Annotated in this window: 20 protein-coding genes and 3 pseudogenes; 17 read left to right on the forward strand and 6 right to left on the reverse strand. The window is 72.6% G+C overall.

The features are described from left to right. The first annotated feature begins 19 nt into the window (after positions 1 to 19). Positions 20 to 769 carry a precorrin-6A synthase (deacetylating) gene (gene cobF / locus CHC11_RS13875; RefSeq protein WP_179278844.1) on the forward strand — a complete coding sequence of 250 codons (750 nt, stop codon included), beginning with the start codon at positions 20 to 22 and terminating at the stop codon, positions 767 to 769. Positions 770 to 775: 6 nt separating this feature from the next. Here the strand turns inward: cobF and CHC11_RS13880 are convergent, their stop codons facing one another. After that, on the reverse strand, positions 776 to 2,266 hold the full coding sequence (locus CHC11_RS13880) for an MFS transporter (RefSeq protein ID WP_218826073.1): 1,491 nt from the start codon (positions 2,264 to 2,266) through the stop codon (positions 776 to 778). Between the two features lie 117 nt (positions 2,267 to 2,383). Between CHC11_RS13880 and CHC11_RS13885 the strand changes: the two genes are divergently transcribed. From CHC11_RS13885 to CHC11_RS13910, 6 genes and pseudogenes are all read left to right on the forward strand, one after another. Continuing rightward, complete coding sequence (locus CHC11_RS13885) at positions 2,384 to 2,836, forward strand: MarR family winged helix-turn-helix transcriptional regulator (RefSeq protein WP_089312095.1); 453 nt, start codon at positions 2,384 to 2,386, stop codon at positions 2,834 to 2,836. A 332-nt stretch (positions 2,837 to 3,168) separates the two neighbouring features. Beyond that, positions 3,169 to 3,999, forward strand: coding sequence for an undecaprenyl-diphosphate phosphatase (locus CHC11_RS13890; RefSeq protein WP_245919186.1), 831 nt, complete (start codon positions 3,169 to 3,171; stop codon positions 3,997 to 3,999). A gap of 95 nt (positions 4,000 to 4,094) precedes the next feature. Beyond that, positions 4,095 to 4,838, forward strand: coding sequence for a dienelactone hydrolase family protein (locus CHC11_RS13895; RefSeq protein WP_089312097.1), 744 nt, complete (start codon positions 4,095 to 4,097; stop codon positions 4,836 to 4,838). 12 nt (positions 4,839 to 4,850) lie between these two features. After that, entirely contained in the window at positions 4,851 to 5,147 is a 297-nt protein-coding gene (locus CHC11_RS13900; protein WP_089312098.1) for a DUF6295 family protein, read from the forward strand. A gap of 89 nt (positions 5,148 to 5,236) precedes the next feature. Then, positions 5,237 to 5,626 (forward strand): annotated as a pseudogene (locus CHC11_RS13905) (aminotransferase class I/II-fold pyridoxal phosphate-dependent enzyme); the annotation flags it as partial. Positions 5,627 to 5,773: 147 nt separating this feature from the next. Beyond that, entirely contained in the window at positions 5,774 to 7,003 is a 1,230-nt protein-coding gene (locus CHC11_RS13910) for a cytochrome P450 family protein (protein WP_245919159.1), read from the forward strand. 9 nt (positions 7,004 to 7,012) lie between these two features. On the opposite strand, the gene ligD is transcribed toward CHC11_RS13910, so the two are convergent. Both ligD and CHC11_RS13920 read right to left on the reverse strand, forming a co-directional pair. Further along, the gene (ligD, locus tag CHC11_RS13915) at positions 7,013 to 7,966 is read right to left on the reverse strand and encodes a non-homologous end-joining DNA ligase (RefSeq protein WP_089312100.1); all 954 of its coding nucleotides are present in this window, start codon (positions 7,964 to 7,966) and stop codon (positions 7,013 to 7,015) included. A 29-nt stretch (positions 7,967 to 7,995) separates the two neighbouring features. Continuing rightward, complete coding sequence (locus CHC11_RS13920) at positions 7,996 to 8,271, reverse strand: sulfurtransferase TusA family protein (RefSeq protein WP_089312155.1); 276 nt, start codon at positions 8,269 to 8,271, stop codon at positions 7,996 to 7,998. A 561-nt stretch (positions 8,272 to 8,832) separates the two neighbouring features. On the opposite strand from CHC11_RS13920, the gene CHC11_RS13925 reads away from it, so the two are divergent. Further along, positions 8,833 to 9,195: an STAS domain-containing protein gene (locus CHC11_RS13925; RefSeq protein WP_089312101.1), complete on the forward strand. Its 363-nt coding sequence runs from the start codon at positions 8,833 to 8,835 to the stop codon at positions 9,193 to 9,195. A 5-nt stretch (positions 9,196 to 9,200) separates the two neighbouring features. Here the strand turns inward: CHC11_RS13925 and CHC11_RS13930 are convergent, their stop codons facing one another. Then, complete coding sequence (locus tag CHC11_RS13930) at positions 9,201 to 10,358, reverse strand: ROK family protein (RefSeq protein ID WP_218826074.1); 1,158 nt, start codon at positions 10,356 to 10,358, stop codon at positions 9,201 to 9,203. Positions 10,359 to 10,474: 116 nt separating this feature from the next. Between CHC11_RS13930 and CHC11_RS13935 the strand changes: the two genes are divergently transcribed. From CHC11_RS13935 to CHC11_RS43670, 8 genes and pseudogenes are all read left to right on the forward strand, one after another. Further along, entirely contained in the window at positions 10,475 to 11,203 is a 729-nt protein-coding gene (locus CHC11_RS13935) for an amino acid ABC transporter ATP-binding protein (protein ID WP_089312103.1), read from the forward strand. Between the two features lie 52 nt (positions 11,204 to 11,255). After that, positions 11,256 to 12,191 (forward strand): glutamate ABC transporter substrate-binding protein, encoded by a 936-nt coding sequence (locus tag CHC11_RS13940; protein WP_245919161.1) that lies wholly within the window; start codon positions 11,256 to 11,258, stop codon positions 12,189 to 12,191. 19 nt (positions 12,192 to 12,210) lie between these two features. Further along, on the forward strand, positions 12,211 to 12,855 hold the full coding sequence (locus CHC11_RS13945; protein WP_089312104.1) for an amino acid ABC transporter permease: 645 nt from the start codon (positions 12,211 to 12,213) through the stop codon (positions 12,853 to 12,855). Next, entirely contained in the window at positions 12,852 to 13,694 is an 843-nt protein-coding gene (locus tag CHC11_RS13950) for an amino acid ABC transporter permease (RefSeq protein WP_089312105.1), read from the forward strand. The genes CHC11_RS13945 and CHC11_RS13950 overlap by 4 nt, the downstream gene beginning before the upstream one ends. Before the next feature lie 8 nt (positions 13,695 to 13,702). After that, positions 13,703 to 14,644, forward strand: coding sequence for an asparaginase (locus tag CHC11_RS13955; RefSeq protein ID WP_089312106.1), 942 nt, complete (start codon positions 13,703 to 13,705; stop codon positions 14,642 to 14,644). Beyond that, positions 14,641 to 15,384: a copper homeostasis protein CutC gene (locus tag CHC11_RS13960; RefSeq protein ID WP_089312107.1), complete on the forward strand. Its 744-nt coding sequence runs from the start codon at positions 14,641 to 14,643 to the stop codon at positions 15,382 to 15,384. The genes CHC11_RS13955 and CHC11_RS13960 overlap by 4 nt, the downstream gene beginning before the upstream one ends. Positions 15,385 to 15,529: 145 nt before the next feature. After that, positions 15,530 to 16,037, forward strand: a pseudogene (locus CHC11_RS43865) (maltotransferase domain-containing protein); the annotation flags it as partial. A 14-nt stretch (positions 16,038 to 16,051) separates the two neighbouring features. After that, positions 16,052 to 16,243 (forward strand): hypothetical protein, encoded by a 192-nt coding sequence (locus CHC11_RS43670; RefSeq protein WP_342749982.1) that lies wholly within the window; start codon positions 16,052 to 16,054, stop codon positions 16,241 to 16,243. Here the strand turns inward: CHC11_RS43670 and CHC11_RS13970 are convergent. Together CHC11_RS13970 and CHC11_RS13975 are read right to left on the reverse strand one after the other, a co-directional pair. Continuing rightward, complete coding sequence (locus CHC11_RS13970; RefSeq protein ID WP_089312108.1) at positions 16,221 to 17,078, reverse strand: STAS domain-containing protein; 858 nt, start codon at positions 17,076 to 17,078, stop codon at positions 16,221 to 16,223. The two genes, CHC11_RS43670 and CHC11_RS13970, sit on opposite strands and share 23 nt — an antisense overlap. A gap of 3 nt (positions 17,079 to 17,081) precedes the next feature. Next, positions 17,082 to 17,348, reverse strand: coding sequence for a hypothetical protein (locus CHC11_RS13975; protein ID WP_143227064.1), 267 nt, complete (start codon positions 17,346 to 17,348; stop codon positions 17,082 to 17,084). 529 nt (positions 17,349 to 17,877) lie between these two features. Here CHC11_RS13975 and CHC11_RS13980 point away from each other — a divergent pair. Then, a pseudogene (locus tag CHC11_RS13980) lies at positions 17,878 to 18,147 on the forward strand (hypothetical protein); the annotation flags it as partial.

Raw genomic sequence — 18,147 nt, forward strand, 5'->3', positions numbered from 1 at the left:
AGCTGGCACACTTGGCCAGGTGAAGCGGCTTTTGATCATCGGCATCGGCGCGGGCGACCCCGGCCACCTGACGTTCCAGGGGGCCGCGGCGATCGCCGCCGCCGACGTCTTCCTCGTCGTGGACAAGGGCGAGGCCAAGCACGACCTGGCCGGGCTGCGGCACGACCTCATCGCGGCGCACGGCCGGCACCCGTACCGGATCGTGGAGGCCCGCGACCCCGAGCGCGACCGGGACGCCGCCGCCTACACCGCCGCCGTCGAGGACTGGCGGTCGCGGCGCGCGCGCCTCTACGAGTCGTTCGTCACCGGCGAACTGGCCGACGGGCAGACCGGCGCGATCCTCGTCTGGGGCGACCCCGGCGTCTACGACAGCACCCTCGCGGCGCTGGAGGAGGTCGGCGCCGAGTTCGAGTGCGAGGTGATCCCCGGCATCAGCAGCGTCTCGGCGCTCACCGCGCGGCACCGCGTCGGGCTCACCCGGGTGGGGCGCCCCGTCCACATCACCACCGGACGCCGCCTCGCAGCCGAGGGCACCACCGCCGACGACGTGCTCGTGATGCTGGACGCGCACTGCGCGTTCGCCGAGGCGGGCGACGGCTACCACATCTACTGGGGCGCCTACCTCGGCACGCCCGACGAGATCCTCGTCTCCGGCCCGGTCGCGGAGGTGGCCGAGGAGATCCGCGCCGTCCGCGCCGAGGCCCGCGCCCGCAAGGGGTGGATCATGGACACCTACCTCCTGCGGCGCGAGTCCCCGGCGCGGGGCTGACGATCGTCAGGCCTGGGAACCGGCGCGCTCCTCCGCCGGGGCGGCCCGCCCGGCCGCGGCGGTGACCGAGCGCCCGCGGCCGGGGATGGCCAGCGCGATGAGCCCGGCGAGCAGGGCCACCCCGCAGCCGATCAGCAGGCCGGCGCGGAAGCCGTCCTCGGACGGCAGCACGTGCCCGCCGAGGTCGATGGTCAGCTGGGACAGCACGACCCCGACCACGGCGGCCGACACCGAGGTGCCGACCGAGCGCATCAGCGTGTTGAAGCTGTTGGCCGAGGCGGTCTCCGACCGCGGCACCGCGCCCATGATGAGCGCGGGCATCGCGCCGTAGGCGAGGCCGACGCCCATGCCGCAGATCGCCGTGACGATCATCAGGCCCCACGCGGCGCCGATGAACAGGGTGGACGACCCGTACCCGAGCGCGATCACCAGGCTCCCGGCGACCAGGGTGACCTTGGGCCCGCGGGCGGCCGACAGCCGGGCGCCGAGGGGGGACACCGCCATCATCAGCAGGCCGGACGGCACCATCCACAGACCGGCGGCGACCATCGACTGGCCGAGCCCGTACCCGGTGGCCTTCGGCAGCTGCAGCAGCTGCGGCACGATCAGCGACTGGGCGTACATCGAGAACCCGATCACGACCGAGGCGGCGTTGGTGAGCAGCACCTGGCTGCGCGCGGTGACGCGCAGGTCGACCAGCGGGTCGCGGGTCCGCAGCTCCCACCAGCCCCACGCCAGCAGGACGACGACCGTGGCGGCGAACAGCCCGATGGTCGTGCCGCTCGCCCAGCCCCAGTCGGCGCCCTTGGAGACGCCGAGGAGCAGGCACACGAGGCCGGCGCCGAGGCCGACCGCCCCCACGGCGTCGAAGCGGCCCCGGGCCTGGACGGGCGTGGCCGGCACCAGCAGGTAGATCAGCGTGGCGACGAGCGCGCTCAGCGCGGCCGAGCCCCAGAACAGCACCCGCCAGCTCGTGTTGTCCGCGATGACGGCCGCGAGCGGCAGGCCGAACGCCCCGCCGATGCCCATGGACGAGCTCAGCAGCGCGATCGAGGACCCCAGCCGCTCGGGCGGCAGCAGGTCGCGCAGCGCGCTGATGCCGAGCGGGATCATGCCCATGCCGACGCCCTGCATGCCCCGGCCGACGACCATCGGGATCAGCGAGCCGGACAGCGCGCAGACCACCGACCCGGTGATGAGCGGCACCATGCAGACCAGCAGCATCCGGCGCTTGCCGTACAGGTCGCCGAGCCGCCCGATCATCGGCATGGCGACCGCGGAGGCCAGCAGCGTCGCGGTAATCACCCAGGTCGCGTTGGAGGCCGTGGTGTGCAGCAGCCGCGGCAGTTCGGCGATCAGCGGCACCACGAGGGTCTGCATGAACGCGGCGACGATGCCGCCCACAGCGAGCACGCCGACGATTCCGCCGGGTCGGACGGCGGGCGCGGACTCGTCCACGTGACATCCCTTCTGTCGGATCAAGGACCTGTGCACCATACATACGATGTGGGCGATACACAACTTATGTACGACGCACATCGCTGTGGTAGGCATGGGATGCGAGCATCGAGGCAGGAGCGACCCGGGCGGCCCGCGTCCGGGAGAAGGACCGGCATGCACAAGCCCACGGATCTGATCGAGTACGAGACCATGCTGCTCGGGCGGCACAGCCTGGCCACCCGCCGCTCCCGGCGCGAGGGGGGCCTGCTGGAGCGCAGCGCCTACATCCTGCTGAGCCGCATCCGCATCGACGGCCCGATGTCGATCCGGCAGCTCAGCGAGGCGTTCGACCTGGACCCCTCGACGCTGAACCGGCAGACCTCGGCCATGCTGCGCGACGGCCTCGTCGAGCGCATCCCCGACCCGGCCGGCGGCATCGCCCGCAAGTTCCGCATCACCGCCGAGGGCGAGCGCCGGCTCGACAGCGAGCGCGGCCAGATCGTCGCCGGCATCGACAAGATCATGTCGGACTGGACGGCGGAGGACGTCGAGGCCTTCGCCTCCTTCCTCCAGCGCTTCAACACCGACATCGAGCGCCTCGCCGGAAGCCCCTGGCCCCGTCCCTGACCCGGGCGCGCGCCCTCTGGATCGGCGGCGACGGCGACGCCGCGCTCCGCCGGGCCGTGCACGTCGGCGACGCCCGGCGCGCCTCCCCGGCGGTTGCCGCCATTGGACACCGCGGCGGTCGCCGCCATTGGACACCGCGGCGGTCACCGCCATGGACACCGCGGCGTTCACCGCCCCGTGATCCTGAATATCCGGGGCTGAGCGTGTCCGGCGGCCGTCCGCACGGTTAACGATCAGTGAAGTCATCTCTCTCACCGCGAGACCCGGCCACGGCGCGGCAGTAGGCTCGGCGCGAAGCTGGCGCAGGTCGGAGAGGAACCGGGTCCTTGAGCGTGATCAATGTCGGGCAGGCGATCGTCCTCGGGATCGTGGAGGGCCTGACCGAGTTCCTCCCGGTCTCCTCGACCGGGCATCTGAAGATCACCGAGGGTCTGATGGACATCCCGGTGGACGACAAGGGCGTGGTCGGGTTCACCGCGGTGATCCAGGTCGGCGCGATCGCGGCGGTGCTGGTGTACTTCTTCTCCGACATCGTCCGGATCGTCAAGGCGTGGGGCGTGGGGATCGCCCGGCCGTCCGAGCGCTACCACCACGACTACAAGTTCGGCTGGTGGGTCATCTTCGCCACCGTCCCCGTCGTGATCGTGGGGGTCGCGGCCAAGAACCTCATCGAGGGCCCGCTCGCCTCGCTGTGGGTGGTCGCCGGGTCCCTGATCGGCGGCAGTGCCGTGATGTTCGCCGCGGACCGGCTCGGCACGCACAAGCGCGGCGAGGACGACACGTCCCTCACCGACGCGATGCTGATCGGCTCCTCCCAGATCCTCGCCCTGCTGTTCCCCGGCTTCTCCCGGTCGGGCGCGACGATGTCGACCGGGCTCATGCTCGGCCTCGACCGGGTCGCCGCGACCCGCCTGTCGTTCTTCCTGGGCATCCCCGCCCTGACCGGCGCCGGCATCTACGAGCTGCCGAGCGCGCTCGGCTCGGGCACCGGGATCCTGCCGCTCGCGGTGGGCACGGCGGTGTCGTTCGTCGTGGCCTACGGCTCCATCGCCTGGCTGCTGCGCTTCGTGGCCCGGCACAGCTTCACCTCGTTCGTGATCTACCGGATCGTCATCGGCCTGCTGCTGTTCGGCCTCCTCGGCACGGGGACGTTGAACGCCTGAGCCTCGCGGGGTATGCGAGAGACTGTCACGGTCCGCACGCCGGGGGGCAGCACGGCGTGCGCGCACACCCGCCGAGGAAACGGAGCGCTGACGCCATGGACGACGCGATGTGGGCCGGAACGGTCGCCATCACCGGGTACGGCGAGGACGAGCTGGAGGCGTACCTGGCGCGACCGCTGGGCGACGCTCCGCGCGGCGGCGTCGTGGTGATCCACCACATGCCCGGCTACGACCCCGGCACCAAGGAGTTCGTCCGGACGTTCGCCGCGCACGGGTACGCCGCGATCGCCCCGAACCTGTACTCGCGCGAGGGCGCGGGCGTCGGCCCGGACGACCAGGCGGCCGCCGCCCGCGCCAAGGGCGGCGTCCCGGACGGGCAACTCGTCGGCGACGTCGCCGGGGCCGCCGCCCATCTGAACTCGCTCGACCATGCCAGCGGCCGGATCGGGGTGATCGGGCACTGCTCGGGCGGGCGGCACGCGTTCCTGGCCGCCTGCGAACTGGACCTCGACGCGGCCGTCGACTGCTACGGCGCCTTCGTCGTCAACGACCCGCCCGAGGACTACCCGACCTCCGCCCGGTCGATCGTCTCCAGGGCGCCGGACCTGTCGTGCCCGCTGCTCGGCCTGTTCGGCGAGGAGGACCGGTTCCCCGCGCCCGACGAGGTCGCCGCGCTCGACGCCGAGCTGACCAGGCTCGGCAAGGAGCACGAGTTCCACACCTATCCCGGCGCGGGGCACGCGTTCTTCGCCGTCGAGCGGCCCGCGTTCCGTCCCGCCGCCGCCAAGGACGGCTGGGAGAAGATCTTCAGCTTCCTCGACCGCCACCTCGGCGCCTGAAAGGAGACCCCCATGTGCACCTACCAGACGGTGAAGATGGAGTTGGACGGCGCCGCCAAGGGCGCGAGCGGCTGGTTCACGCTGACCGGCGGCGCGGTCTACGTCGACCACCCCTACCACGCCTGCCACGAGCACACCGTGAACATCGACTTCACCAACGCCGGAGAGGGACCGTCGGCGCGCGTCGCGGTCGAGCTGACCGAGGAGTCGGCACGGGCGCTCGTCGAGGCCATCCAGGCGGCCCTCGCCGCCGCCCCGTCCGGCCTCGCCTCGGCCGCCGGCTCCGGCCGGCGCACGGGCGCGACCTGACGCGGCCCGGCCGGCCCCGGACCGCCCGACCGCGGCCGCCCGGACGCCGCTGAACCGGCGCGCCGGGGGACGCCTATACGCTCGGGCACCACCCGCAGACGGTCGTCATGGGAAACGGGTCCACGGAGCTGATCACCTGGATCGACCACCTGCTCGTGCGCGAGAGTATCGCCACACCGATCCCGACGTTCGGCCGATGGACGGACCAGCCGCTGGAGACGGGCAAGCGGGTCGACATGTTCCAGCTCCACGAGATGCCCGGCTTCGAGCTCGACGTGGACGCCTTCGTGCGGTTCGTGCGGGCGCGGGGCTCGCGGGCCGCGGTCGTGTGCAACCCCAACAACCCCGACGGCGGGTACGTCCCGCGCCGCGAGATCGTCCGGTTGCTCTACCGCGCCGGAAGCCCCGCCCGACAATGTGGTGGCGCCCGGCCACGGATGGGGCGAAGGGGATCCCCAGCACACCGAGACCCGCCCTGAGGATTTCCGCGCGGCCATTTAGGGAAAGGCCGAAACAAGCGGGACGCGTCCGTTTCCAGGTGAATTAGCGGTATGGCGCCACGACCCCTTACGTTGGCATCGTCGCTCATCGCATGCATGTCGTTACGGACATGTTCCATCCCTTACTTGGAGAGGACCTCAATGGAGATCCCGCTCGTCATCGACCCGGCCGGCAGCGACGTCCAGGGAGAGGCCGCGAAACTGCGGGCGCGGGGGCCGGTGACTCCCGTGGAACTGCCCGGCGGCGTGGTCGCCTGGGCGGTGACCGGCCAGGAGCAGCTCAAACGGCTGCTGGCCGACCCGAGGGTCTCCAAGGACCCGAACCGGCACTGGACGAAATGGATCGACGGTGAGATCGGGGAGGACTGGCCGCTGAGCCTGTGGGTCTCGGTGCGGAACATGTTCACCGCCTATGGCGACGACCACCGGCGGCTCCGCACCATCATCTCGCGGGCGTTCACCCCGCGCCGCACCGAGGCGCTGCGGCCGGACGTCGAGGAGATCACCGGATCCCTCCTGGCGGATCTGGCCGCCTCCCCCGGCGGCCGCGCCGACCTGCGCGAGGCGTACGCCTACCCGCTGCCCATCGAGGTGATCTGCCGGCTGTTCGGCGTCCCCGCCGCGGCCCGGCCCGCGCTGCGCCGCTGCGTGGACGGCGTCTTCAACACGGCGCTGACGTCCGAGGAGGCCCTCGCCAACCAGATCGAGATGTACGGCATCCTGCAGGACTTCGTGGCGTTCCGGCGCCGCGAGCCCGCCGACGACCTGGCCGGCGTCCTCATCTCCTCCCGCGACGAGGACGGCTCGCGGCTGAGCGAGCAGGAACTGGTCGACACGCTGATCCTGATGATCTCCGCCGGGCACGAGACGACGGTGAACCTGCTCGACCAGGCCATCACGGCGCTGCTGACGCACCCGGACCAGTACGCGCTCGTCCGGTCCGGCGAGGTGCCGTGGACGGAGGTCATCGAGGAGGCGCTGCGCTGGCAGGCGCCGGTCGCCAACCTGCCGCTGCGCTACGCCGTGGAGGACATCGACGTCGACGGCGTGACGATCGGCAAGGGCGAGGCGATCCTCGCCGCCTACGCCGCCGCGGGACGCGACCTCGCCCTGCACGGCGACGACGCCGACCTGTTCGACCTCAGGCGGGCGAACAAGGAGCACATCTCGTTCGGGCACGGCGTGCACTTCTGCGTCGGCTCCCACCTCGCGCGGCTGGAGGCCGAGATCGCCCTGCCCGCGCTCTTCGGCCGCTTCCCCGACATGGCGCTCGCCGTCGACCCCGCCGAACTGAGGCCGGTCGAGTCGTTCATCTCCAACGGCCACCGGACCCTGCCAGTCGTGCTCGGTTCCTGAGCGCCTCCGCTAGGCGTCGCGGCGCGCCCGGGCCCGGCGCTTGCCCTCGTGCATCGCCTGGACCCGGGCGATCGGGATCGTGTGGCCCTGCTCGACGAGGTCGGCGGGGACCGGCTGCGGCTCCGGCAGGAGGTCCGTCCAGACGTCGCGTCCGGCGAGCAGGGCGGGGGCCGTGCGGATCGTGAAGTCCGAGGGCGCCACGCGGTCGAGGTCGTCCCAGGCCACCGGGAACGAGACCGGCGCGCCCGGACGGATCCGCGGGCTGTAGGCGGCGATGACGGTCGCGCCGCCCGCGCGGGTCGAGTCGAGGAACACCTTGCCGCCGCGGTCCTCGCGGATGAACGCCGTCGTGACCAGATCGGGGTCGAGCCGCTCGGCGCGGACGGCCAGGGCGCGGGTCGCGGCGGCGACGTCCTCGACGCGCGCGGCGCCGTCCAGGGGCACGAACACGTGGACGCCCTTGGCGCCGCTGGTCTTCACGGCGCCCCGCAGGCCCGAGTCGTCCATCGCGCGGCGCACGAGGTGGGCGGCGGCGACCGCGTCGCCGAACGCCTCGGAGCCGGGCGGGTCGATGTCGATGACCAGGTCGGTGGGCCGGTCCCACGTCTCGGCGCGCACGAGCGGCGGGTGGTACTCGACGGCGCGCTGGTTCGCGAACCACAGCAGCGTGCGGCGGTCGTCGCACAGTGCGTAGGACACCTCCCGCTGCGACGTCTCCGCCCATACCGCCACCGTCCGCACCCAGGACGGGGTGTACTTCGGCGTGTTCTTCTGCATGAACGGCTTCTGGCCGCGCAGCACGCGCTTGACCGACAGGGGCCGGCCCTCGAGTTGCGGGACCAGGTATCCGGCGACCGCGTCCAGGTAGTCGACCAGGTCGCGTTTCGTCGCGTCCGCACCCTCGAACAGGGGCTGGTCGAGGTTCGTCAGCCGAACCCCGTCACGCTCTTCATCGGCGCTCACCCCTCCAGCTTCGCACGCGCCGCCGACGGTCAGCGGGGGCGCCAGGGGGATTCCGGCGAGGTCGGGCGCGCGTCGGCCGCCACCTGGAGCGCGTAGGTGGGGGTGGGGGCGCCGTCCACGGGTCCCAGGTAGGCGTGGCCGGTCAGGTGGCACCAGGCGGGCAGGTCGATGGGGGCCGCCGGGTCGGCGGCGACGAGGTGGACGACGGTACCGGGCGCCAGGCCCGCGATGCGGCCGCGCAGTTCGAGCAGGAGGCGCACACAGGAACGGTCACCGCCGTCGATGACGACTGGGTCCGAGCTCATGTCCACCCCCGGTTCCGCGAGACTTGCAGGCGTAGGGGGAAATATAGGGCTTTGGTGCGACTAGGGAGGCGATCAGCCCGGGCCGGCGGTGATGACGGCCGGCGGCGTCCGTCCGGAGCAGTGCGAAGCGCCTTCCGACCGGGCGCCCGCGGAGCGCGGCCGTGTCCCGCGACGCGCACGCTTCGATCAAGGTTCCGGGCGCGGGTCATCCGGAAGGGCGCCCTGAGCGTCAAGTTCGTATCCGGTCAGGGAAGGTCGAGGAAAGAGGACGACCCTGGAGTGCGCGGCATGAATCGTCAGGACGTGCTCGGCCACGTTCGCCTCTACGTCGCGGGACGCGGGGGGACCGTGGACGGCGGCGGGAGCGGGCGGCTCCGGCGCGCGTCCGCCAATGCGACAAAACAGAATCAAACGCGAGTGAACGGGATCGTCTGCGATATGGGTGAGGGAGGTCCTAGACTTGACTCTTTCTTTCAGGTTTCGTCCAGCTTTGGAGCTTACAGTCGCAGTGAAGTACCCCCCGTTGTCATCCAGGTGAGGAAATCGGCTTTGGGGCGAGTCATGGATCTCGGAGTGGGGCGCGTGGAGCGCACGGAGACCTGCGGGACGCTGACGTTCCCGGACGAGGTCGACCTCAGCAACGGCGAGGCGGTCCTCGCGCAGGCCGTCCGGCTCCTGGACTCCGGGACGCCCGCCCTGATCCTCGACCTGACCGGCTGCACGTTCTGCGACTCCAACGGGCTGAACGTCATCACGCGGTCCCAGATGCGGGCGAGCGAGCTGGGCGTGCCCATGTGGGTGGTGCTGCCGCCGCGCGGGATCGTCCGCCGGGTGTCGGAGGTGGCGGGGTTGCAGCGCCGCGTCGCCATCGCGCCGGACGTGGCGACGGCCCGCGACGCGCTGTCGGCGTCGGCGAGCGGGTAACCCCCTCAGCGCTCCAGGGCGCGGTCGATCCACTCGTCCGCGACACCGAGGAGCAGGTGGCCCGCGCCGAGGATGCTGGCGTCGCGGCCCGCGCGGGAGGTGGCGATCTCCAGGTTGCGGGTGGCGAGCGGCAGGCAGCGCTCGTAGATGACGCCCCGGATCGTGGCGACGAGCGGCTCGGCGTTGGACAGGCTCCCGCCGATGACGAGGGCGTCGGGGTTGAAGAAGTTCACGAGCGCGGTCAGCACGTCGCCGATGAGGCGCCCGGCCGTGCGCACCGCGCTGGTCGCCTGGGGGACGCCGTCGGTGACGAGGTCGACGATCCGGGACGGGTTGTCCGCCTCGATGCCCTGGGCCGCCAGGGACGCGGCGAGGGCGGCGCCGCTGGCGTGGGCCTCCAGGCAGTCGGGGTGGCCGCAGGAGCAGTCGACGGTGGCCTCGGACAGGATCCGGACGTGGCTGATGTCGCCCGCCGCGCCGCGCCCACGGTGCAGCCGCCCGTCGACGATCACGCCGCAGCCGATGCCGCTGCCGAGTTTGATGACCATCACGTTGTCGAGGGCGGGCCACGACCCGCGGTGCTCGCCGACGGCCATGAGGTTGGCGTCGTTCTCGACCAGGGCCGGGACGCCGGCGTGGCCGGTCACGTAGTCGCGGACGGGGAAGTCGTTCCAGCCGGGCATGCGCGAGGGCGAGACGACCTGGCCCGTCGCCGGGTCGACCGGCCCGGGAAGCCCGATCCCGACGCCGCGGACGGGGACGTCCCGCAGGCCGTGCTCGCCGGCGAGGGCGTGCAGGCTGCGCAGGACCGCCGCCAGCGTCTCCTCGGGCCCGACGGCGATGTCGCACGCGAGGTCGGACAGCGCGAGGGGCGTCCCCGCGAGGTCGGCGACCGCGAGGCGGGCGTGGTGCGCGCCGAGGTCGGCGACCAGGTACACCCCCGCCTCGCGGGCGAGCCGAAGGCGGCGGGGCCGCCGGCCCCCGCGCGAGGCCCCGGCGCCTTCCTCTGCGAACAGGCCGGCCTCGATGAGCTGCTCGACCCGCAGCGAGACGCTGGAGGCGGCGAGGCCGGAGAGCCGGGCGAGCTCGGCCCGCGACTCCGCCTGGCCGGTCGCCACCAGCCGCACGAGTGCCGCCGGTCCGTCGTCTCTGCTGTTACGCACCCCAGATAGATAGCATGCGTGAACTTGGTACGGCAACGCGTTGACTTACGTCGATTTGAAGCTCTATCGTCCTGCTTGACTTCGATATCGAAGGAAGTTGGGACGTAGGTGACCGAATGATCGAGGTTCGCGGTCTGTACAAGCGCTTCGGCGACCACACCGCCCTGCGCGACGTGGATCTGGACGTGGCCCGCGGCGAGGTCGTCGTGGTGATCGGCCCGTCCGGGTCGGGCAAGTCGACGCTGTGCCGGTGCCTGAACCGGCTGGAGACGCCGGACGGCGGTGTCATCCGCGTCGACGGCGAGGAGCTGCCCGAGGAGGGCCGCGCGCTCGCCCGCCTCCGCGCGGACGTGGGCATGGTGTTCCAGTCGTTCAACCTGTTCCAGCACAAGACCGTCCTTGCGAACCTGACGCTCGCGCCCACCCGGGTGCGCGGCGTCTCGCGCGCCGAGGCCGAGCGGACCGCGCGCGAGCTGCTCGACCGGGTCGGCATCGGTGAGCAGGCCGGCAAGCTGCCCGCGCAGCTGTCCGGCGGCCAGCAGCAGCGCGCCGCGATCGCCCGCGCGCTCGCGATGCGCCCGAAGGCGATGCTGTTCGACGAGCCGACCTCGGCGCTCGACCCCGAGATGGTCGGCGAGGTCCTCGACGTGATGACGGGCCTCGCCCGCGACGGCATGACGATGGTGGTCGTCACCCACGAGATGGGGTTCGCCCGCCGGGTCGCCGACCGCGTCGTGTTCATGGCGGACGGAGAGGTCGTCGAGACCGGAGCGCCGGCCGCCTTCTTCGACTCCCCCGCCAGCGACCGGGCCCGGGACTTCCTGGCCAAGGTCCTCAGCCACTAGTGCGACCCCGGCGCGCCGCCCATGGCGCGCCACCCGAGAAAGGTTGATGATCATGGTAGGTACCCCTGCGGGGATGCGGCGGGCGGCGGTGGCCGCGATGGCCGCGCTGTCGCTGACGGGCCTGGCGGCCTGCTCCGGCGGCGACTCCGACCCGGCCGTGCCCGGCTCCGGCGGCGGCGCCGGCGACGACCTGGCGGCCTCGGCCCCGGTCGCCTCCGGCCTGCCCGCCGGCTCCACCATGGAGAAGATCAAGCAGCGCGGCGAGCTGGTCGTGGGCGGCTCGCTGGACGCCCCGCTGCTCTCCCAGCAGAACCCGGCGACGAAGAAGGTCGAGGGGCTGGACGCCGACTTCGGCCGGCTGCTCGCCAAGTACATCATCGGCAAGCCCAACGTGAAGATCGTCAACTCGGCGTCGGAGACCCGCGAGGCGCTGCTGTCCAACGGCACCGTCGACGTGGTGTTCCAGACCTACAGCATCACTCCGGAACGTGCCAAGCAGGTCGCGTTCGCCGGGCCGTACTACAGCTCCGGCCTGGTCATCGCCACCAAGAAGGACGAGACGGGCATCAAGGCCCCGGCCGACCTGAAGGGCAGGACCATCATCGCGGGCGCCAACACCCCGGCGATCCCCGCCATCAAGAAGGTCGCCCCGGACGCGAAGATCGTCACCTTCGGCAGCGACCCCGAGTGCGTGCAGGCGCTCAAGCAGGGCCGCGGCGACGCCTACGTCCAGGACGAGGCCGTGCTGCTCGCGACCGCCAAGCAGGACCCGTCCATCCAGATCCAGGGCAAGCCGTTCACCAGCGACCCGTACGGCATCGGCCTCAAGCACGGCGACGCGCAGATGAAGCAGTTCGTCAACGACTGGCTCAAGCAGATCCAGCAGTCGGGCCTGTGGGCGAAGGTCTGGAAGAACTCGATCGGGACGGTCGTGCAGGGCGAGGCGCCGCAGCCGCCCGCGATCGGCTCGGCCCCGGGCTCGGAGTGAGCGGAGGCCCCGCCCTGTCATGAACGTCATCACCGACCACCTCGGGGAGTTCGGCGACGGCCTGCTGCTCACCGTCGAGCTGACGCTGCTGGCCCTCGCCGGGGCCCTCGCGACCGGGACCGCGGTCGCCGCGATGCGGGTCAGCCCGGTGCGCGTGCTGCGCGCCGCCGGAATGGCCTACGTCGAGGTGCTGCAGAACATCCCACTGCTGGTGTGGCTCGTCATCGCCGTGTTCGGACTGCCCGAGATCGGGGTGATCGCCGGGCTGTTCACCACCTCGGTCGTCGTGATCGCCCTCTACCAGGGGGCGTACACGGCCGAGGCGATCCGCTCCGGGATCAACGCGGTGCCGGCCGGGCAGGGCGAGGCCGCCCGCGCGCTCGGGCTGACGTTCGTCCAGTCGCTGCGGCTGGTCGTCCTGCCGCAGGCGCTGCGGACGGTCGTCCAGCCACTCGGCAACATCGCGATCATGACGCTGATGAACACGGCGCTGGCCGCCGCGGTCGGCGTGGTCGAGCTGACCGCCGCGGCGAACCGGGTCAACCTCGCCGAGGCCCAGCCGATCTGGATCTTCGTGACGGCGGGCCTGGCGTACATGGCGCTGTCGGCGGTCTTCGGCCTGGTGACCGGCGGCCTGGAACGGAAGCTGGCGATCCTGCGATGAGCTCCTCGCGCCTGCTGTTCGACGAGCCGGGGCCGCGCGCCCGGCGGCGCATCCGGATCGCCACCGCGCTGACCCTGCTCGGCGGAGCCGTCCTGGTCGCCCTCGCACTGCGCCAGTTCGGCGAGAACGGCCAGCTCGCGGCCGACCGCTGGCGCCCGTACGGGACGTGGCCGATGTGGCGGTACCTGCTGGAGGGACTGCGCTCCACGCTCTACGCCGCTGCCGTCTCGATCGCCCTCGCGATGGCGGCCGGCGTCGCGCTCGCGCTCGGGCGGCTGTCGCCGGCCCGGTGGCTGCGCGTCCCGTCCGCGGCCTACGTCGAGATCGTCCGGACGGTCCCGGCGCTGCTGCTGGTCTACGTCGTGCTGTTCGCGCTGCCGAGGTACGGCCTCGACCTCCCGCTGTTCTGGAAGCTCGTCGTCCCGCTGTCGGTGTCCAACGCCGCCGCGTTCGCCGAGATCTTCCGGGCCGGGATCCGGTCGGTGGAGCGCGGGCAGCTGGAGGCGGGCCTCGCGCTCGGCCTGACCCGCGGGCGGGCGATGCGGCTGGTGGTGCTGCCGCAGGCGGCGCGGCGCGTCCTGCCGTCGCTGGTCAGCCAGTCCGCCGGGCTGCTGAAGGACACCTCGCTCGGCTTCGTCGTCAGCTACGCCGAACTGCTCTACAGCGGGAAGGTGCTGGCGAACTACAACCACCTGCTCATCCAGACCTACCTGGTGATCGCACTGATCTACCTGGTGATCAACGCGTCGCTGGCCAAGCTCGCGCGGACGCTGGAGGCGCGGCAGCGGACCCGTCCGTCCCGCGCCGTCCGCGAGGCCGTCCCGGCGGCGCGACCGTGAGGATCGACATGTACGAAGTACTGGCCGAGGTCGTGCGCAACGGCTTCACCGAGAGCCGCCACTACGGCAGCGTCGCCGGGTTCGCCCCGGACGGGTCCCTCGCCCATGTGCGGGGCGCCGCCCGGGAGACCGTCCTGCCGCGCTCCACGACCAAGCCGTTCCAGGCGCTCGCCTGCCTGAGGGCGGGCGCGCCGCTGGACGGGGAGCGCCTCGCGATCGCGGCGGGCAGCCACACCGGCGAGGACTTCCACGTCAAGGCCGTCGAGGGGATCCTCGCGGACGCGGGACTCGGCGCGGACGCGCTGCGGTGCCCGCCGTCCTGGCCCGAGGACGAGGCGACCAGGAACGCGTTGATCAGGGCGGGCGAGGGCGAGTCGCGGGTGCGGATGAACTGCTCCGGCAAGCACGCCGCCATGCTCGCCGCGTGCGTCGCCGGCGGATGGCCGCTCGACACCTACCTCGACCCGTCGCACCCCCTGCAGCGGCTGGTGCGGCAGGTGATGGCCGACTGCGCCGGGGAGGACCCCTCGCCCGTCGCGATCGACGGGTGCGGCGCGCCGCTGTTCGGCCTGACCCTGGCCGGCCTGGCCCGCGCCGCGCGGTCCCTCGTCCTGGCCGAGGACGCCCGCCCGGTCGCGGACGCCATGCGCGCCCACCCCGAGTACGTGGGCGGGACGGGGCACGTCAACACCGAGTTCATGCGGGCGCTGCCCGGCTCGGTCGCCAAGGGCGGCGCGGAGGGCGTGCTCGTCGCCGCCACCGCGGAGGGCAGCGCCGTCGCGGTGAAGGTCATCGACGGAAGCCCCCGCGCCACCACCGCCATCGCGCTGCGCGCGCTCGCCGCGCTCGGCGCCGACACCACCCCGGCCGGCCCGCTGGGCACCGTCCCCGTCCTCGGCGGCGGGCGCCCGGTGGGCGAGATCCGCACCATCCCGGAAGGACGTTCGTGAGCCTCACCTACGAGATCTGCATCGACAGCGTCGCGGGCGCAGTCGCCGCCGAGAAGGCGGGCGCCCACCGCGTCGAGCTGTGCGCGGCACTGTTCGACGGCGGGCTCACCCCGACCCTGGGCACGGTCCGCGCCGCGCTCGCCGCCGTGTCGTCGATCAGGGTGAACGTCATCATCCGCCCGCGCGGCGGCGACTTCATCTTCGACGAGCACGAGGTCGCGGCGATGGAGCACGACGTGGCGCTCGTCCGGGAGGCCGGCGCGCACGGCGTGGTGATCGGCGCGCTCACCCCCGAGGGGACGGTCGACCGCCCGGTCGTCGAGCGGCTCATGGCGGCGGCGGGCGGGCTGCCCGTCACCTTCCACCGCGCCTTCGACATGGCCGCCGACCCGTTCGGCACGCTGGACGTCCTCGCCGGCCTCGGCGTGGCCCGCGTCCTGACGTCCGGGCAGGACGCGAGCGCGCTGGAGGGCGCGCCGCTGATCGCCGAGCTGGTGCGGCACGCCGGCGACCGCGTCATCGTGATGCCCGGCGGCGGCGTCACCGACCGCAACGTCGCGCGGGTCGTGGCGGCGACCGGCGCCCGCGAGATCCACTTCGCCGCGCTGAGCGAGGAGCCGAGCCCGGCCGTGCACCGCAACCCGTACCCGTTCATGGGCGGGGAGCTGCGGCGGCCGGAGTACCAGCGCCTCGTCACGACGTCCGGCGGCATCGCCTCGGTCATCCGCGCCGCCGGCTGACCGCCCGGGACCCCGCTCCCTCCCGCTCGGGCCCGGGGCGGTTCTTTGCGTGATCTTGTGATTTCGCGGATGCCGGTGAGTTGCGGACGGGGCATGGATGTCTGCGACCGGTACCGGGACGGCGGGACGAGCGGGAGCGGGGCCCATGCAGGTGAAGCTGGAGGTGGAGCGCGGCCGCGTCCCCATCGTCGACGTCGAGCCGGTGGTGGGGTGCGGCCGGTGGCCGGCGAAGGCCGTGGTGGGTGAGACGGTCGAGGTGTCGGCGACGGTGTTCCGGGAGGGGCACGAGCGGCTGGGTGCGGCGGTGGTGCTGCGGACGCCGGAGGGTGAGGCCGTCCACCCGATCGGCACCAGCCACCGCAAAGGCCCCAACAACACCGGCCCCAACAACACCCTGGACGCCGGCCCCTACGATCCCGGCTCCCCCTGGGCCATCGGATCGGCCGACGGCGGCCACGACGCCGTCCACCCCGACCTGGGCACCCTGGACGACTTCGACGCCTTCGTCGAACACGCCGGCAACTGCGGCCTGGAAATCGCCCTGGACCTGGCCCTGCAATGCTCCCCCGACCACCCCTGGGTACGCGACCACCCCGAATGGTTCACCACCCGCGCCGACGGCACCATCGCCTACGCCGAGAACCCGCCGGGTGGCTTCGCGGGGTTGGTGGGGGTTGAGGTTGATGATGGCACCGTCACCGACCAACTCGACGGCACCACCTACACCTGGCGCGGATCGAACTACGTCCACCTCGACCCGCACACCAAGCCCGCACACGTCTTCGCGTTCGAGGAGAACGGACGCGTGCGGGCCGGTGGCGGGCGGGGAGGCGGAGCTAGCCGGACCCGGCGCCGCTGAGCGCGCGGCCCCCGATGGACCGGCAGCCGGTGAACACCGAGCCCAGGCCCTCGCGGTCGATGATCTCGCGGAGCCTGGCCGGCAGCGCCGGCAGCGACAGGCAGCCGCCCTCGGCGGCGACGCGCCAGCGGATGCCGAGCAGGATCGGCAGCGGGTCGCAGCGCACGCCGAGCCGGTCGTGCATCCGCACCATCAGGTGCCGCAGGTCGCCCTCGACCAGCGTGGTCAGCGTCTCCCCGAGCCGCGGCACGGTCACCTCGTCCAGCACCCCGGACAGGTGCACGACGGTGTGGTCGCCGTCGCCGGCCGCCGTCGTGCTGATCGTCAGCTCGGACGGGGCGGGCGGTGTCGGGGTGAGACCGGCGTCCCCCGGATGCAGCGCGCGGATCGCGTCGAGCACGTGAGTGGTGTCGACCTCCCCCGGCACCGCCTCCGGGACGGGCGCGGCCGTCGCCGACCCGACGTCGGCGAACACCGGGACGAGCCGGTCCAGCCCGGTGAGGTGCAGCGCCCGCCGGACGTGCGCCGACAGGGCCGGCACCACGGCCCGCAGCGGGCAGCCGAGCAGCTGGGCGCGCGTCTCGGCCCGCGCCATCAGCACGAGCCCGGCCGCGTCCAGCAGGACCGCGTCACCGAAGTCGACCACGACCCCGCCGCGCGGCGTCCCCCGCGTTCCCCGCGTCCCGCGTGCTCCCGCGCAGGCGAGGGACAGCGCCTTGCTCACCTCCTCCCGGATCCCCGCGTAGTTCTGCCAGCTGATCTGCGCCGGCAGGCCGAGCACGGTGAACCCTCGCCGGGTCTGGGTGCTGAGGCCCGGCACCGCCGTGTCCTTCATCTGTCACATCCCGATCGGAGTTCGGGCCGCCGCGCGGGCGGGCCGGGGCGGGGCGGTCAGGTGGCCGGGCGGTCTGGACCCCGGCCGCTCGTCCGGATAGGGCGGGCGGCCGCCCCGCACGACGCCCGTGAGCCGGGACGCGGCGAGGCGCTCGATGGTCCGTTCCTCGGGCCGCACCCCCAGATGGGCGCAGCAGCACCACAGGTCGTCCACGCAGCGCCGCACGCGCTCCACCGGAATGTCGGCGAAACGGACGCGCAGCCGTGCCACGAGGTCATCCCGCGTCGGTACGACCGATGGCGACTTCTCCCAGCGCTCCACTGTCCCTCCGATCGCTTCTGGACGGACGTAATTCCGTCCGAACTGAGCAGAACCCGCCGACCTGACGGGTTCTGAGGTTGGAAATGACCTACCCGAGGGTTGCGACAGAAAAAGCGGCGAACCTAAAAACACGGACATGACACAACCGTCGCGCGGCAAGTATTCGCGGCGTCCGGCGCCACTCGACAGGCCGGGAGTCGCCGTCATTTTGCGCTGCTTTTCCGTGCGCTGCCCGGCCGCGACCGGGCGATGACCTTCCCGGCGGGCGGTCGCGCGCCCGGGCGGCCCGCCGACCCGGGCGATCTACCCCGGTCATGGGCGCGCTCGCTCGGCGGGGCGGCGCCGCCCGGCCCCGAAACCGGCCCCACGGTCACGGACCGTACTGAAGCTTTTACGGATGGTTGCCTGTCGCGCACACACCTGGACGGGCCGGAGGGAATTGCTGATCTAGATGTCTCCAACACACCCGGGGTGACCCATGGACGGCCAGCCGAAGAACTTCACCCGCAGCACCCGACCGGACCAGGGCGGCGACGGGGTCACCGCACCCGGCACCGGCGCCGGGCACCGGGGGAACGCCCCCAGGCCGGCCATGGGACCGGCCGCCGGCCCCATCCCGGACCCGTTCGACGAGGACACCCCGCGCACACCGGACTGGTTCAAGACGGCGGTGTTCTACGAGGTGTCGGTCCGGGGGTTCGCCGATTCCAACGACGACGGTTACGGCGACCTGCGCGGGCTGATCTCC

This window comes from Actinomadura mexicana, assembly GCF_900188105.1.
Classification (GTDB): domain Bacteria; phylum Actinomycetota; class Actinomycetes; order Streptosporangiales; family Streptosporangiaceae; genus Spirillospora; species Spirillospora mexicana.